Origin of the sequence: Achromobacter sp. EB05, from assembly GCF_044232075.1 — a bacterium.
GTDB classification, from domain to species: domain Bacteria; phylum Pseudomonadota; class Gammaproteobacteria; order Burkholderiales; family Burkholderiaceae_B; genus Achromobacter; species Achromobacter dolens.
In genome coordinates this window covers 423,721-439,226 of record NZ_CP155917.1, presented here as the reverse complement: position 1 = coordinate 439,226, position 15,506 = coordinate 423,721, and the positions used below count along the sequence as shown (strand labels likewise).

The 15,506-nt window shown below is 68.5% G+C and carries 13 protein-coding genes; 12 read left to right on the top strand and 1 reads right to left on the bottom strand.

Features of this window, described 5'->3' with window-relative positions; genetic code table 11:
* The first annotated feature begins 9 nt into the window (after positions 1–9).
* A complete protein-coding gene (locus AAID08_RS02050) occupies positions 10–243 on the top strand; it encodes a hypothetical protein (protein ID WP_049070864.1) in 234 nt (77 codons plus the stop codon).
* 481 nt (positions 244–724) lie between these two features.
* Complete coding sequence (locus AAID08_RS02045) at positions 725–2,338, top strand: ABC transporter substrate-binding protein (protein WP_054419285.1); 1,614 nt, start codon at positions 725–727, stop codon at positions 2,336–2,338.
* A 90-nt stretch (positions 2,339–2,428) separates the two neighbouring features.
* On the opposite strand, the gene AAID08_RS02040 is transcribed toward AAID08_RS02045, so the two are convergent.
* Positions 2,429–3,343, bottom strand: a complete 915-nt coding sequence (locus AAID08_RS02040; protein ID WP_049070861.1) for a LysR family transcriptional regulator — start codon at positions 3,341–3,343, stop codon at positions 2,429–2,431.
* Positions 3,344–3,507: 164 nt separating this feature from the next.
* On the opposite strand from AAID08_RS02040, the gene AAID08_RS02035 reads away from it, so the two are divergent.
* The 10 genes from AAID08_RS02035 to dapD all read left to right on the top strand — a co-directional run bounded on the left by AAID08_RS02035 (position 3,508) and on the right by dapD (position 15,478).
* On the top strand, positions 3,508–4,944 hold the full coding sequence (locus AAID08_RS02035; RefSeq protein WP_395757310.1) for a M20 family metallopeptidase: 1,437 nt from the start codon (positions 3,508–3,510) through the stop codon (positions 4,942–4,944).
* A 53-nt stretch (positions 4,945–4,997) separates the two neighbouring features.
* The gene (locus AAID08_RS02030; protein ID WP_049070857.1) at positions 4,998–5,969 is read left to right on the top strand and encodes a succinylglutamate desuccinylase/aspartoacylase family protein; all 972 of its coding nucleotides are present in this window, start codon (positions 4,998–5,000) and stop codon (positions 5,967–5,969) included.
* Between the two features lie 64 nt (positions 5,970–6,033).
* A complete protein-coding gene (locus tag AAID08_RS02025) occupies positions 6,034–7,674 on the top strand; it encodes an ABC transporter substrate-binding protein (protein ID WP_395757309.1) in 1,641 nt (546 codons plus the stop codon).
* A gap of 50 nt (positions 7,675–7,724) precedes the next feature.
* Positions 7,725–8,702 carry an ABC transporter permease gene (locus AAID08_RS02020; protein ID WP_006392551.1) on the top strand — a complete coding sequence of 326 codons (978 nt, stop codon included), beginning with the start codon at positions 7,725–7,727 and terminating at the stop codon, positions 8,700–8,702.
* A gap of 5 nt (positions 8,703–8,707) precedes the next feature.
* On the top strand, positions 8,708–9,625 hold the full coding sequence (locus tag AAID08_RS02015) for an ABC transporter permease (RefSeq protein ID WP_063569477.1): 918 nt from the start codon (positions 8,708–8,710) through the stop codon (positions 9,623–9,625).
* A gap of 130 nt (positions 9,626–9,755) precedes the next feature.
* Positions 9,756–10,739, top strand: coding sequence for an ABC transporter ATP-binding protein (locus AAID08_RS02010; protein ID WP_395757308.1), 984 nt, complete (start codon positions 9,756–9,758; stop codon positions 10,737–10,739).
* A complete protein-coding gene (locus AAID08_RS02005; protein ID WP_020925445.1) occupies positions 10,736–11,746 on the top strand; it encodes an ABC transporter ATP-binding protein in 1,011 nt (336 codons plus the stop codon). The genes AAID08_RS02010 and AAID08_RS02005 overlap by 4 nt, the downstream gene beginning before the upstream one ends.
* Before the next feature lie 5 nt (positions 11,747–11,751).
* The gene (locus tag AAID08_RS02000) at positions 11,752–12,657 is read left to right on the top strand and encodes a hydrolase (protein ID WP_035182640.1); all 906 of its coding nucleotides are present in this window, start codon (positions 11,752–11,754) and stop codon (positions 12,655–12,657) included.
* A gap of 33 nt (positions 12,658–12,690) precedes the next feature.
* Positions 12,691–13,821, top strand: coding sequence for a M20 family metallopeptidase (locus AAID08_RS01995; RefSeq protein ID WP_175189058.1), 1,131 nt, complete (start codon positions 12,691–12,693; stop codon positions 13,819–13,821).
* A gap of 676 nt (positions 13,822–14,497) precedes the next feature.
* Positions 14,498–15,478: a 2,3,4,5-tetrahydropyridine-2,6-dicarboxylate N-succinyltransferase gene (gene dapD / locus AAID08_RS01990; protein ID WP_054503605.1), complete on the top strand. Its 981-nt coding sequence runs from the start codon at positions 14,498–14,500 to the stop codon at positions 15,476–15,478.
* Positions 15,479–15,506: the final 28 nt, after the last annotated feature.

Genomic DNA, 15,506 nt, shown 5'->3' with positions numbered 1-15,506 from the left:
GAGAAAACCATGAGCGAACTGACCCTGAACCACACTGCCCGCCTGACCGACGCGCTGGAGCGCGACCTGCTCCGCGGCGCCCTCGAGAACCAACCGAATTCCCACCCGCTGACCAACCTGAAGAAGGCTGGCAAGGCGATCGCCGCCGCTGTCGCTGGCGTGTTCGCCTTCATCGACGAAGTCAACGAGTCGATGAACAAGGCCCGCGCCGCCAGCTCGCGCTTCTCCGGTTCGCAGTGGTAAAACCAGCCGTGCCGGCCTGAGTCGCGACCGATCTCCCGCGATTCAGCCTGGCGCGCTGCCGGTGCGACGCCCGCCGCCCACGCGGCGCCCGTTGCATCGGACCCGGCGCCCGGGTCTTCATTACCGGGCGCCATCGCGCCGCGCCGGCCCCCCTTGCGGGGCCCCCGCGACGCCCTCCACGATGCCATTCCCGATCGCCCCAGTGCGAAGCCGTCCCGAAGCGGGACCGCCTCGAACTGGGGCGATCGGCATTTTTCGCGCGGCTTCGCCCGCTATTCCCCCTCTCGGCGTTTACCCTGACGCCGGCCCGGCGCGCATTGACAGCGCGCGAAGCCCCTACCGATAATCGGCCCCTTGCCGTCGTGCCTGGCGCCAAAAACACCGCAAGCCCCCCGGCCGACGTTGCGTTCCCCCGGTGGCCCCGCCCGCTGTTTCCCCCCGCCAGCACGATCCGGTTCGTTTCCCATCCGGAGTTGTCACCATGAAGTTGCGCACCACCCTGGCCCTCGTGGCCGCCGCCATTCCCTTGGCCGCTGCCCAGGCCCAGACGCTGAAGATCGGCCTGTCCGCCGAACCCACCTCGGCCGACCCCCACTACCACAAGATGACGCAGAACGACGCGTTCTCCGCGCACGTCTACAGTTCGCTGGTGGGCCGCAGTGCCGACATGAAGCTGGTGCCCGCGCTGGCCACGTCCTGGAAGAACCTGGACGACCTGACCTGGGAATTCAAGCTGCGCGACGACGTCAAGTTCTCCAACGGCAAGCCGTTCACGTCCGAAGACGTGCTGTTCACGATCTGCCGCACGCTGAACAACGAGACCAACGTGTCGCAGTCCTACATGGACACGACCAAGCTGATCACCGACGTGCAGACGCCGGACGCCCACACCGTCATCATCAAGACCGGCGCCCCCTTCCCGCTGATGCCCGCCGAAATGGCGCGCTCGCTGCCGATCATCTGGAACGGCATCGTCGAGCACGGCAAGCTGACGTTCGACCCGAAGAAGGGTTGCGGCGTAACCGGCGCCTGGCCGACGGTGGCCGACTTCAACAACGGCAAGGACGCCATCGGCACCGGCCCGTACACCCTGAAGTCGTACGTCAAGGGCACCGGCATCGAGCTGGTGCGCAACGAGAACTACTGGGGCCCGAAGCCCTACTGGAAGGAAGTGAAGTTCGTGCCGGTGCCGGCCGCCGGCCCGCGCCTGACCGGCCTGCTGTCGGGCGACTTCGACATGATCGAGAACCCCGCCGCGCGCGACCTGCAGCGCCTGAAGGACAACCCCAAGTTCGGTTTCGTGGCCACGCCCTCGACCCGTCTGGTGTTCTTCCAGCCCGACGTGGCGCGCAACCCGAGCCCGTTCGTCAAGAGCGCCGACGGCAAGAACCCGCTGCAGGACCTGCGCGTGCGCAAGGCGATTTCGATGGCCATCGATCGCAAGACCATCACCGCCCGCATCATGGACGGCATGGCCACCCCGGCCTACCAGTACATGCCCGACGGCATGTTCGGCGCGCTGCCCAAGGCCCCGGAAATCAAGTACGACCCGGAAGGCGCCAAGAAGCTGCTGGCCGAAGCCGGCTACCCCAACGGCTTCGAGCTGACGCTGTCGTCGACCAACGACCGCTACGTCAATGACGGCCAGGTGGCGCAGGCCGTGGCCCAGTACCTGGCCCGCGTCGGCATCAAGACCAACGTCGACGCCATGACCGCCTCGATCTACTTCCCCAAGCGCGCCAAGCGCGAGTTCAGCTTCTCGATGGGCGGCTGGCCGGCGGAAACAGGCGAAGCCTCGGCGCTGTTCCAACTGTGGGTCGCCTCGCTCGACTCGCCCAACAGCCTGGGCACCAGCAACTACGGCGGTTTCACCAACGCCGACTTCGACAAGGTCTACAAGCAGGCCATCGTCACGGTCGACGCGCCCAAGCGCGAGAAGCTGCTGCAGGAAGCCACCCAGATCGCGCTGGACAACGTGCCGCTGATCCCGCTGCACTTCGAAAGCAGCATCTGGGCCTTCCGCAAGGGCATCTCCTATGAAGGCCGCCGCGACCAGTTCACGCTGGCCACCTCGGTCAAGCCCGACGCCAAGTAATCCGGCGCGCGCGACATGAAAACGGCTGCCTTCGGGCAGCCGTTTTTCTTTGGATGCGCGTCGCGTCCCCACCGGACGGCCGTGGCGGTCTCAGGCGCCCGGCCCTTGCGCCAGCAGCACGTCCAGCTCGCGCGACAACAGGTCGATGAAGGCTTCCGTCTTGGGCGGCAGCTGGCGCCCCTGCATGACGTGCAGCTGCAAGGTGCGCGACTGCAACTGCGCGTTGGAGATCGGCACCGCCACCAGCTCGTCGCGCTTGAGGCTCCAGGCCACCGAGATGTAGCCGCTGAGCATGATGGCGTCGGAACCGAACACGAAGCCATGCAGCGGCGAGGAATCATTGCAGGTAAAGGTCGGTTCGAGCTGCACCGATTCCAGCAGGCAGCCCATCTCGAACAGATGGCGGGTGGTGGTGCCGGGGCCCGTCAGCGCCAGCGGGTAGCGGCCCAGGTCCTGCAAGCTGACGCTCTTGCGGCCGGCCAGCGGGTGGCCCGCGGCCATGACGGCGTGCACCGGCGCGCGCCGCGAATAGCGCACGCTGACGCCGCTGAGCCGTTCGACGTTGAAGGTCATGCCCAGTTCGACGCTGCCTTCGGCGACGCGGCGCGCGACATCGGCCGGCGTGCCCACGTGCAGGTCGAAGCGCGCCTCGGGCCAGTCGCGGCGAAAGCGCGCCATGGCCGACGGCAGGAAGATGCGCGCCACGCCCTCGACCGCCGCCATGCGGATCTCGTTGCGCGCCATGCCCTTGAGCGCGGCAATCTCCTGCAGCACCGAGTCCGATTCCAGCAATGTGCGGCGCGCGTGGGCCAGCAGCAGCCGGCCGGCCTCGCTCAGCACCATGCCGCGCGCGGCGCGCTCGAACAGCGGCGCGCCCGCCTCTTCCTCCAGCTTGGCGATCTGCCGGCTGATGGCCGACACCGCCACGTGCAGGCGTTCGGACGCCCCGCTCAGGCTGCCCGCCTGGGCGACCTCGACAAAGTAACGCAGGGCGATGCCGTGCATGTTTCCCCCTCGCTGGGGCCTGACGCCGATGAAAATAGCTTTGCCTTTTTTGCAAAGCTTCCGATAAATATTCTAATTGTAGAGAAAGCTTCCCTGATCCTAGAATTTGCGCAACGATTCAGCAGGGTGCGCAATGACGCGCCCTGCCAGACAAGGGGAAGTCCGTGCCAGCAGCAGTCACGAGCGCCAGCCGCGCCGCCGCCATCGGCCGCGCGGTCGCGTATGCCGATAGCGGCGCCTTGCAGCGCGACCTGGCGGAGCTGGTCGCGCACCGCACCGAAAGCCAGAACCCGGACCAGCGCGCCGCGCTCCACGACTACCTGCGCACGGCGGTCGCGCCGCGCCTGGAAGCGCTGGGCTGTTCCTGGCGCGTCGAGGACAACCCCGTCGCCGGCGGTCCGCCGTTCCTGCTGGCCGAGCGCATCGAGGACCCGGCCCTGCCCACCGTGCTGATGTACGCCCACGGCGACGTGGTGCGCGGCTATGACGAGCAATGGCGCGCCGGCCTGGCGCCGTGGCGCCTGACCGCCGAGGGCGACCGCTGGTATGGCCGCGGCGCCGCCGACAACAAGGGACAGTACTGCATCAACATGACCGCGCTGGAACAGGTGCGGGCCGAACGCGGCGGGCGCCTGGGCTTCAATCTGCGCATGCTGGTGGAATGCGGCGAGGAAGTCGGCTCGCCCGGCCTGCACCAGGCCTGCGCCGCGTGGCGCGAGTCGCTGGCGGCGGACGTCTTCATCGCCTCCGACGGGCCGCGGCTGGCGGCCGACCTGCCGACACTGTTCCTGGGGTCGCGCGGCACGCTGCTGTTCGACCTGACGGTGGACCTGCGCGGCCACGCCCACCACTCCGGCAACTGGGGCGGCGTGCTGCCCAATCCCGGCCTCATCCTGGCGCACGCGCTGGCCAGCCTGGTGGATGCGCGCGGCCGATTGCTGGTCGACGGCCTGCGTCCGCCGGCGATTCCGCCCGCCGTGCGCCAGGCGCTGGCGGACATCCAGGTCGGCCAGGACGACGACGCGCCCGAGATCGACCTGGACTGGGGCGAGCCCGGCCTGTCGCTGGCCGAGCGCCTGTTCGGCTGGAACACGCTGGAAGTGCTGGCTTACAAGACCGGCAACCCCGACAACCCGGTGGGCGCGATTCCGCCTCGCGCCAGCGCCACCTGCAACCTGCGCTTCGTGGTCGGCACCGACTGGCGCCAGGCCGAGGGCATCCTGCGCCGGCACCTGGACGCGCGGGGCCTGCGGCAGGTCCAGGTCCGCGTGCGGCGCGGCACGCCGGCCACCCGGCTGGACCCGCACGATCCATGGGCGCGCTGGGCCGTGGCCTCGCTGGCCGCCACCACCGGCAAGACGCCCGCGCTGCTGCCGAACCTGGGCGGCACCGTGCCCAACGACGCTTTCTCGGAAGTGTTGGGGCTGCCCACCATCTGGGTACCGCATTCCTATCCCGCCTGTTGCCAGCATGGCCCCGACGAACACCTGCTCGCCTCCGTGGCGCGCGAAGGCGCGGCGGTGATGGCCGGCCTGTTCTGGGACCTGGGCGAACAGGGCGCGGCCGTGGCCGCGCAACGCGAGCGCCTGACCGCCACCTGACCGCCTTCGGGCGCCATCCCTTATACAATCCCCCTCGCTTGATCGGAGTTCCCATGTCCTCGTCCCCTACCGCGTCCCGTCCGCGCCCCTTTTTGCTCGCCTGTCCGGATCTGGCGGCCGAGCGCGTGGGCAACACGGATACCCCCGGCGTCTGGCATTTCGACTCCGGCGTGCCGGGCAAGCGCGTGATGCTCAGCGCCCTGGTCCACGGCAACGAGCTGTGCGGCGCCTGGGCCCTGAAGGACGCGCTGGCGGCCGGCCTGCGGCCGCGCCGTGGTTCGCTGACGCTGGCGTTCTGCAACCTGGCCGCGTTCGACCGCTTCGACCCCGCCAACTACGCGCCGGCGCGCTTCGTCGATGAAGACATGAACCGCGTCTGGAGCGACGACAAGCTGGCCCAGCCCATCAGCCAGGAACGCCGCCGCGCTGCCGCCCTGCGTCCGTGGGTGGCGCAGGCCGACTGGCTGCTGGACTTCCACTCGATGAGCAATTCCGACGTGCCGCTGCAACTGACCGGCATGGAACAGCGCAACATCGACCTGGCCCTGTCGCTGGGCAACCCCGCCACGATCATCGCCGACGCCGGCCATGCCGCCGGCGTGCGCATGCGCGACTACGGCCGTTTCGGCGAGGCCGGCGACAACGGCACCCGCTCGCTGCTGATCGAATGCGGCTTCCATGGCGCGCCCGAGGCGCGCGGCGTGGCGGTCGATCAGATGGCGCGCTTCCTGGTGGCGGCCGGCACCGTGGACGAGGCCGACCTGCCCGCCGCCTGGTTCGCCCCCCAGGCCAGCGCGCAGCGCGCGCTGCGCGTGACCCACGCGATCGCCGCCAAGAGCGCCGACTTCCGTTTCGCCGAGCCCTGGAAGGGCCTGGAGACGCTGGCGCGTGCCGGCACCGTCATCGGCTGGTCCGAGGGCGAGGCCGTGACCACGCCGTACGACAACTGCGTCCTGATCATGCCGTCGACCGCCAACCTGCGGGCCGGGGTGACGGTGGTGCGGCTGGCGCAACCGATCGTCTGATGCATCGCGCGGCGCGCCCTTGATGGCGCGCCGCCTCATATAAAAAAAAGCCAAGGGAAGCAGCATGTCCGCAAACGTTTTCATCCGCAGCGCGTTATCGACCTGTACGCTGGCGGCCGCCCTGGCCGCTGGCGCCATGGCCCAGGCCCAGCCGACCCCGCAGACGCTGCGCATCGGCCTGTCGTCCGAACCCACGGCGATGGACCCGCACTACCACCAGGTCACGCCCAATGATGCGATGACCTCGCACATCTTCGAGACGCTCGTCGGCCAGGACGCCAAGATGAATCTGGTGCCGCGGCTGGCGACCGCCTGGAAGGCGGTGGACGACACCACCTGGGAATTCACCCTGCGCGACGGCGTGAAGTTCTCCAATGGCCAGCCGTTCACGCCCCAGGACGTGATCTTCACGCTGTGCCGCGCGTTCCACAACGAGCAGTCGATCGGCGGCTCGTACCTGAGCGTGGTGCAGAAGCTGGCCAGCATCGACGTGCGCGACGGCAACGTGCTGGTCATCAAGGCCCACCTGCCCTACCCGCTGCTGCCCAACGACCTGACCCGCAACGCCATGCTGTGGAGCGGCATCGTCGAGCATGGCCCGATCCGCTTCGATCCCAAGAATGGTTGCGGCGTGACCGGCCCCTGGCCCACCATCAGCGACTTCAACAGCGGCAAGTCCGCCATCGGCACCGGCCCGTACACGCTCAAGTCGTACGTCAAGGGCAGCGCCATCGAGCTGGCGCGCAACGACTCCTACTGGGGCGACAAGCCGGCCTGGCCGAACGTGCGCCTGATTCCGGTGCCGGCCGCCGGCCCGCGCCTGACCGGCCTCCTGGCCGGCGACTTCGACCTGATCGAGAATCCCGCCGCGCGCGACGTCAAGCGCATCTCGGAAACGCCGGGCTTCGGCTACGTCATCACGCCGTCCGTGCGGGTGGTGTACTTCCAGTTCGACGTGGCGCGCAGCCCCAGCCCGATGGTGCGCGCCGCCGACGGCAAGAACCCGCTGCAGGACGTGCGCGTGCGCCGCGCCATCTCGATGGCGATCGACCGCAAGGCCATTACCGCCCGCATCATGGACGGCGCCGCCACCCCGGCCAACCAGTTCCTGCCCGACGGCATGTTCGGCACGCTGCAGCCGCCGCCAGAACTGAAGTACGATCCGGCCGCCGCCAAGAAGCTGCTGGCCGAGGCCGGCTACCCGGACGGCTTCGAGCTGACCATCTCGTCGACCAACGACCGCTACATCAACGACGCGCAGATCTCGCAGGCCGTGGCCCAATATCTGTCGCGCGTGGGCATCAAGACGACCGTGGACGCGATGACGCGCTCGGTCTACTTTCCCAAGCGCGCCAAGCGCGAGTTCAGCTTCGCCATGGGCGGCTGGTCGTCGGAAACCGGCGAAGCCTCGTCGTTCCTGCAGTACTGGGTCAGCGCCTTCGACAAGGAACACGGCCTGGGCACCAGCAACTACGGCGGCTATGACAATCCGGCCTTCGACAAGGTCTTCAAGCGCGCCCTGACCACCGTCGATCCGGCGGTGCGTGAGAAGCTGCTGCAGGAGTCCCTGACCCTGGCGCTGGCCGACCTGCCCAGCATTCCGCTGCATTTCGAAAGCAGCATCTGGGCGTTCCGCAAGGGCCTGACGTACGAAGGCCGCGCCGACCAATACACCCTGGCCATGTCGGCCAAGCCCGCCAATTAAGATCGCCGTTTCCGGCGCCTGCAACCCCGAGCCCACCAAGGAAATATCACGTGGCCCTTTTCATCCTACGCAGACTGATCCAGAGTCTGTTCGTGCTGCTGGCCGTCTCGGTCGTGGTCTTCTTCGCGGTGTATGCCGTGGGCGACCCGATCGAACTGCTTGTCAGCCCCGAAGCCAGCCAGGCGGCGCGCGAGGCGATGATCGCCCGCCTCGGCCTGGACCTGCCCGTGTGGCAGCAATACACAGGGTTCCTGTGGCGCGCGCTGCACGGCGACCTGGGCACCTCGTTCGTGCACGGCATCCCGGCCATCGAGCTGATCGTGCAGCGCATCCCCGCCACCTTCGAGCTGGTGATCGTGGCCATCGGCCTGACCTGTGTGATCGGCATTCCGCTGGGCCTGGTGGCCGGCCTGTACCGCGATGAGCCCCTGGGCCGCGGCATCATGGCGTCGTCGGTGCTGGGCTTCTCGCTGCCCAACTTCTGGCAGGGCATGATGCTGATCCTGCTGTTCGCGGTGTGGCTCGGCTGGCTGCCCGCCACCGGCCGCGGCGACACCGTGACGGTGCTGGGCGTGCGCCTGTCGATCCTGACGGCCGACGGCTGGTCGCACCTGATCATGCCGGCCATCAACCTGGCGCTGGCCAACATCGCGCTGGTGCTGCGCCTGACCGCCTCCGGCGTGGTCGAGGCCCGCAGCCAGGACTACGTGAAGTTCGCGCGCGCCAAGGGCATCAAGCCCGGCCGCATCGTGCGCCGCCACATCCTGCGCAACATCCTGATCCCGGTGGTCACCGTCATCGGCATGGAATTCGGCAGCCTGATCGCCTATTCCACCATCACCGAGACCGTGTTCGCGTGGCCCGGCATGGGCAAGCTGCTCATCGACAGCGTCTACCAGCTCGACCGGCCTGTGGTGGTCGCGTACGTGATGCTGGTCACCCTGATCTTCGTGGTCATCAACCTGGTTGTGGACATCCTGTACGCCGCGCTCGACCCGCGCGTGCAGCTCGTGACCCCCGCTCAATAATCGCCATGGCTCAATCTCCCAATACCGGCCGCACCCGTACCGTCCAGCCCCTGGCCGATACGCCCAAGCGCGCCTCGATCCTGAAGAAACTGCGGGCCCGGCCGACCGTGCGCGGCTCGGTCATCGCCCTGACCATACTGGTGCTGCTGGTGGTGTTCGCGCCCTACTTCGCGCCGCAGAATCCCTATGATCTGGCCAACCTGTCGCTGATGGACGGCCGCCTGGCGCCGCGCCAGGCGCTGATGGACGGCAGCATCGCCTGGCTCGGCACCGACGACCAGGGCCGCGACATGCTCAGCGCCATTCTCTATGGCCTGCGCATCAGCCTGATGGTGGGCCTGTCGGCCGTGGTGCTTGCCACCGCCGTGGGCGGCGCGGTCGGCCTGGTGGCCGCCTACGTCGGCGGCCTGGTCGACACCGTGCTGATGCGCATCGTCGACTTCATCCTGGGTTTCCCGACCATCCTGGTGGCGCTGGTGCTGCTGGTGGTGCTGGGGCGCGGGGTCGACAAGGTGATCCTGGCGCTGGTGCTGGTGCAATGGGGCCACTATGCCCGCATCATGCGCAGCCGCGCGCTGCAGGAGCGGCGCAAGGAGTACGTCGAGGCCGCCGCCAACCTGGGCTTCCCGGCCTGGCGCATCATGGTGTTCCACCTGCTGCCCAACTGCCTGGGCCCCGTCATGGTGTTCGCCACCATCCAGATCGCCACCGCCATCGCGCTGGAAGCGACGCTGTCGTTCCTGGGCGTCGGCGTGCCGATCACCGAACCCTCGCTGGGCCTGCTGATCTCCAACGGCTTCCAGTACCTGCTGTCGGGCGACTACTGGATCAGCCTGTTCCCGGGCATTGCGCTGCTGTTGCTCATTCTTTCAATCAATATCGTCGGCGACCGCCTACGCGAAAGCCTGGATCCGAGGAAATGACCCACCCCCGAAGCGCTTCGCGCTCCCCCCTCAAGGGGGCATGCCAGCGGACCGGCGGAGCCGGCTCCGCGGCATCCCGATTGGGCAAGGCCTCCCGCATGCTTGGCGGCTGGCGCAATGGACAAATGATATGAATGACACGCTTCTAGAAGTGCGCGGCCTGCGCACCGCATTCCATACCGAGGCCGGCGCCTGGCTGGCGGTCGACGGCGTCGACCTGACCGTGCGCCGCGGCGAGATCGTGGGCCTGGTCGGCGAGTCCGGCTCGGGCAAGTCGGTCACCGGCTTCTCGCTGCTGGGGCTGATCGATCCGCCCGGGGAAGTCGTCGACGGCGAAGTGAAGTTCAAGGGCAACGACCTGCGCAAGCTCTCCGAAGAGCAGATGCGCCAGTTGCGCGGCAACCGCATCGCCATGATCTTCCAGGACCCGCTGATGACGCTCAACCCGGTGCTGCGCATCGGCGAGCAGATGATGGAGGCCATCCTGACGCACGAGGACGTGCCGCGCGCCGAAGCGCTGGAGCGCTGCCGCGAGGCACTGGCCATGGTCGGCATCCCGTCGCCGGAGAAGCGCCTGAAGAGCTACCCGCACGAGTTCTCGGGTGGCATGCGCCAGCGCGTGGCGATCGCCATCGCCATGATCAACAAGCCCGACCTGATCATCTGCGACGAGCCGACCACGGCGCTGGACGTGACCATCCAGGGCCAGATCCTGTACCGCATGCAGGAGATCTGCCGCGAGCACAACACGGCGCTGATCTGGATCACCCACGACCTGGGCGTGGTGGCCGAGCTGGCCGACCGCGTCGCGGTCATGTACGCCGGCCGCATCGTCGAGAGCGGCCCGGTCGAACAGGTGCTGGACGCGCCGCGCCATCCCTACACCCGCGGCCTGCTGGACTCGATGCCCGGCGCCACCACGCCGGGCGCGCGCCTGCACCAGATCAACGGCATGGCGCCCAGCCTGGCCGGCCGCCCGTCGGGCTGTGCCTTCCGGCCGCGCTGCACCCACGCGGTCACGCGCTGCACCGAGCAAGCCCCCACCGTTACCACCGAAGGTCCGCGCAGCTATCGCTGTTACGTCCCGATCGCCCGCGAGGCCGAGCAAGCATGAGTCAAGCCGATACCCCCGTCATCGAGCTCAGGAACGTCCACAAGCGCTTCGAACAGCGTCCCGACCTGGCCCAGCGCATCCTGGCCCTGGGCGGCCGCCCGATCGACCGCCGCACCGTGTACGCCGTCAACGGCGTCGACCTGCGCATCGGCCGCGGCGAAGTCGTCGGCCTGGTGGGCGAGTCCGGCTGCGGCAAGTCCACCCTGGGCCGCGTCGTTGCCGGCCTGCACCGCCAAACCGAAGGCGACCTGCTCTACCAGGGCCAGGACGCGCGCCGCCTGCGCGGCGCCGACAAGCTGGCCTACACGCTGGGCGTGCAGATGATCTTCCAGGATCCGCAGGCCTCGCTCAACCCGCGCCAGCGCCTGCGCCAGATCCTGGGCGAATCGCTCAAGGTGCACAAGCTGGCGCCGCCGGCCGAGATTCCCGCGCGCATCGACCAGGCCCTGAAGGAAGTGGGCCTGGACACCGAGTACCGCGACCGCTTTCCGCACCAAATTTCGGGCGGCCAGCGCCAGCGCATCGGCATCGCCCGCGCGCTGATGGTGGCGCCCAAGTTCCTGGTGTGCGACGAACCGGTGGCGGCGCTGGATGTTTCGATCCAGGCGCAGGTGATCAACCTGTTCATGGACCTGCGCGAGCAGCACGGTTTCACGTACCTCTTCATCAGCCACGACCTGGGCGTGGTGCGCCACATCTCGGATCGCGTGGCTATCATGTACCTGGGCAAGATCGTCGAGATCTCGACCTCGGCCGAGATCTTCGCGCGCGCCAACCATCCGTACACCCAGGCCCTGATGGCCGAGGTGCCGGACGTGGCGCGCCGCGGCCGCAAGTTCACGCCGATCAAGGGCGAGATCCCGTCGCCGCTGAATCCGCCGTCGGGCTGTACCTTCAACCCGCGCTGCCCGCACGCCATGCCGCGCTGCCGCGAGCAGGCGCCGACGCTGAAGGAAATCTCTCCGGGCCACTGGTCGGCCTGCCACCTGAACGAAGCCACCGCCTGAACGCCATGAAACCCTCTGACATGTCCAACGTGGACCGCATCGCCATCGAAATGGGCCATGCCGGCCGCAACGCCATCACCTATATCGACGAGGATCGCAATTCCGATCGCCCGTTCAAGCTGCAGACCTACCGCCCCTACGGCTACACGCCGGATCGCCCGGTGGTGATCGTGCAGCATGGCGTGCTGCGCAACGGCGACGAATACCGCGACTTCTGGGTCGAGGCCGCCGACAAGCACAAGCTGCTGATCGTGGCGCTGACCTTCTCCAACGAGATCTGGCCCGGCGTGGAAAGCTACAACAATGGCCGCGTGTTCTCGGCCGGCGGCAATCCGCGCCACATCGACGGCTGGACCTACGCGCTGGTCGGCAACGTGATCCGCGACATGATCGACGCCGAGATCACCGATGGCCAGAATGTCTACCTGTTCGGCCACTCGGCCGGCGGCCAGTTCGTGCACCGCCTGATGAGCAGCCAGTCGCACGCGCCGTTCAAGGCCGTGGCGGCCGGCAACCCCGGCTGGTACACCCTGCCGACCTTCGACTACCCCTTCCCCGAAGGCATGGACGGCGTCGGCCTGACCGAGGACCACCTGGTCAAGCTGCTGGCCTATCCGATGACGATCCTGGCCGGCGACCAGGACATCGCCACCGACGACCCCAACCTGCCGTCGGAACCGGCCGCCATGCGCCAGGGGCCGCACCGCTTCGCCCGCGCCCACAACTACTTCGAGGCCGGCCGCAAGGAAGCCGAGCGCCGCGGCGTGCCGTTCAACTGGACGCTGCAGGTGGTGCCCGGCATCGGCCACGACGGCCGCGCCATGTCCGCGGTCTGCGCCAGCCTGTGGTTCGAGGGCGGCATGCCGAGCGACGCCGAACTGGCCCGCCTGGCCGGCCAGCAGGTCGCCTGAACGTTCCCTTTCATTTCCGCTAGCAGAATCGCCATGTCCTCCACTTCCCGCACTGAACAACTCGTCGCCGGCATCCAGAGCTGGCTGCAATGCGAATCGCCTTCGAACTTCCCCGAAGGCATCGCCGCGATGGCCCGCATCATCGCCGACTACGCCGCCGCGGCCGGCCTGACGGTGGAACTGTCGTCGCTCGGCCCCGCCACCGGCCCGCTGCTGTACGCCACCAACCGCGCCGCTGGCGACACCCGCCCCGGCATCCTGATCCTGGCGCACATGGACACAGTGCACCCGGTCGGCACGCTGCTGGAGAACCCGGTGCGCATCGAGGGCGACCGCCTCTACGGCCCCGGCAGCTACGACATGAAGGCCGGCATCTACCTGGCGCTGACGGCGCTGGCCAGCGTGGCCCGCCCGGGCGCGACGCAACTGCCGGTGGATTTCTTGGTGGTGCCCGACGAGGAAACCGGCAGCCATGCCTCGCGCGCGCACATCGAACGCTTCGCCGCCAATGCCAAGTACGCCCTGGTGTGCGAACCGGCCCGCCCCAACGGCGGCAAGTGCGTGACGGCGCGCAAGGGCACCGGCATGCTGAACCTGAACGTCAAGGGCCGCCCCGCCCACGCCGGCATGCAGCACGAGAAAGGCCGCAGCGCGATCCGCGAAATGGCGCACCAGGTGCTGGCGCTGGAAGCGATGACGGACTACGAGCGCGGCATCACCGTGAGCGTGGGCACGATCGCCGGCGGCACCGTCACCAACACCGTGCCGGCGCTGTGCCGCTGCGTGGTGGACTTCCGCGTGCCCGACATGGGCGCGGCCGAAGACGTGCTGCGCCGTATGCGCGAGCTGTGCGCGGTGGGCCCGGACGTGGAACTGGACATCGACGTGGAACTGAACCGCCCGCCGATGGTGAAGACCGAGGAAGCCGCCGCGCTGCTGGCGCTGGTGCAAGGCTACGCGGAACGCGCCGGCTTCCTGCTGGAAGACGCGCCGATGACCGGCGGCGGCAGCGACGCCAACTTCACCTCGGCCATGGGGATTCCGACGCTGGATGGTCTTGGGGCGGATGGGGACGGGGCGCATACGCTGAATGAGTACATCTTGGTTTCTACGTTGGAGCAGCGGTTGAAGTTCTGGGAGTTGTTGTTGAAGGAACTTGCTTAGAGTTCTTTTTGCGGCGGGTTGGGTTCTTTAGCCGCGGGTGTCGGGGCAGGCGGAGGATGGCGGGGCTACGATTGCGGTCCGGAGCCTTCGCTCCGGCCTGCCCCGTCGTCATCCTCGTCCTCGCCTTCGGCGACTCCTTCGGATTCCCTCGGGCGCATCTACACGCCCCGCCATCCTCCGCCTGCCCCGACACCCGCTCACGATGAGACTTAGTGACGGGCTCTGGGGCGAATGGGGTGCTTGGCATGCTATTGCCCATCAGGGGTGGGGAGAGGATCTTGCGGGGCCCGCCTCAAGCCGGCCGCGCGGGCGGCCTTTTGAGGCTTACGCGGCGTCTTGCGTCGTCGCGTTGACGCTGGCGCGCGTGGATGCGGCGCTGTCGAGCACGACTGAGAGATTGCGCGCAGCACACTTGTTTGTGGGCGGCGCGGCAGACTCGTGACGCGCAACATGACATCCATCGCGCCGCCCACCACCGCCCCTCCCCCTGATGTGCGGCCCAAATAGAAAACCCCTCAACACCAGCGCACAGCGCACCCGTCTCGCCTTCAAATGCGCAGACGCCCCTTGCGGCCGCCTGCCCGAGGGGCGGCCTACGAAGCGCCCCGCCGCCCCCGAATAGAAAGCCCCGCCCCCATCGCCTAGAATATTCCCAAGAAAATCCCAAAAAAAGCCCATGCAAGAACACCCCCAAAACAGCGCCATCGCCTACGGCCTGGCCACGATCGCCGCCGACGGCACCGTCCTCGATACCTGGTATCCGCGCCCGTCCCTGACCGACAAGACGCCCGCGGGCGGCACCCGGCACCTCACGCCTGAAGAAGCGCGAGCCGCGCTCGGCGAGCACGTGCCCACCTCGCTGGGGCGCGACACCCGGCGCAAAGTCGACATCGTCGCCGTGCGCACCGCCATCGCCTCGCTCGACCAGCCGCCCGCCGACGCACACGACGCCTACCTGCGCCTGCACCTGCTCAGCCACCGACTCATTCGGCCGCATGGCGCCAACCTCGACGGGTTGTTCAACGTGCTCGCAAATGTGGCCTGGACCTCCGCCGGCCCCTGCGCCGTCGACCAGGTCGACGCGCTGCGCTGGCAACTGCGCGCCACCGGGCAGATCCTTGAAATCCGCGGCGTCGACAAGATCCCGCGCATGACCGACTACGTCGTGCCCGCCGGCGTGCGCATCGCCGACACCGCCCGCGTGCGGCTCGGCGCGCACCTGGCCGCCGGCACCACCGTGCTGCACGAAGGCTTCTGCAACTTCAACGCCGGCACCCTCGGCGCCTCCATGGTCGAAGGCCGCATCAGCGCCGGCGTCATCGTCGATGACGGCACCGACATCGGCGGCGGCGCCTCCATCATGGGCACCATGTCCGGCGGCGGCAAACAGGTCGTGGCGATTGGCAAGCGCTGCCTGCTTGGCGCCAACTCCGGCATCGGCATCTCGCTGGGCGACGACTGCGTGGTCGAAGCGGGCTGCTACGTCACCGCCGGCACCCGCGTGCTGACGCCGGAAGGCGCGGTGGTCAAGGCGGTGGAGCTGGCCGGCCAGCACGGACTGCTGTTCCGCCGCAACTCGCAGACCGGCGCGGTCGAAACGCTGGTGCGCACGGCCGCCTGGGGCACCTTGAACCCGGCGCTGCACACCGGGCACTGATCGGGCGGGCCCGCGGCGCGGCGCCGTC

Excerpts from the sequence above, each read along its gene's own strand:
- AAID08_RS02050 (WP_049070864.1), top strand. The coding sequence starts at position 10 with ATGAGCGAACTGACCCTGAACCACACTGCCCGCCTGACCGACGCGCTG.
- AAID08_RS02045 (WP_054419285.1), top strand. The coding sequence starts at position 725 with ATGAAGTTGCGCACCACCCTGGCCCTCGTGGCCGCCGCCATTCCCTTG.
- AAID08_RS02040 (WP_049070861.1), bottom strand. The coding sequence starts at position 3,343 with ATGCACGGCATCGCCCTGCGTTACTTTGTCGAGGTCGCCCAGGCGGGC.
- AAID08_RS02030 (WP_049070857.1), top strand. The coding sequence starts at position 4,998 with ATGTCCTCGTCCCCTACCGCGTCCCGTCCGCGCCCCTTTTTGCTCGCC.
- AAID08_RS02025 (WP_395757309.1), top strand. The coding sequence starts at position 6,034 with ATGTCCGCAAACGTTTTCATCCGCAGCGCGTTATCGACCTGTACGCTG.
- AAID08_RS02015 (WP_063569477.1), top strand. The coding sequence starts at position 8,708 with ATGGCTCAATCTCCCAATACCGGCCGCACCCGTACCGTCCAGCCCCTG.
- AAID08_RS02010 (WP_395757308.1), top strand. The coding sequence starts at position 9,756 with ATGAATGACACGCTTCTAGAAGTGCGCGGCCTGCGCACCGCATTCCAT.
- AAID08_RS02005 (WP_020925445.1), top strand. The coding sequence starts at position 10,736 with ATGAGTCAAGCCGATACCCCCGTCATCGAGCTCAGGAACGTCCACAAG.
- AAID08_RS02000 (WP_035182640.1), top strand. The coding sequence starts at position 11,752 with ATGAAACCCTCTGACATGTCCAACGTGGACCGCATCGCCATCGAAATG.
- AAID08_RS01995 (WP_175189058.1), top strand. The coding sequence starts at position 12,691 with ATGTCCTCCACTTCCCGCACTGAACAACTCGTCGCCGGCATCCAGAGC.
- dapD (WP_054503605.1), top strand. The coding sequence starts at position 14,498 with ATGCAAGAACACCCCCAAAACAGCGCCATCGCCTACGGCCTGGCCACG.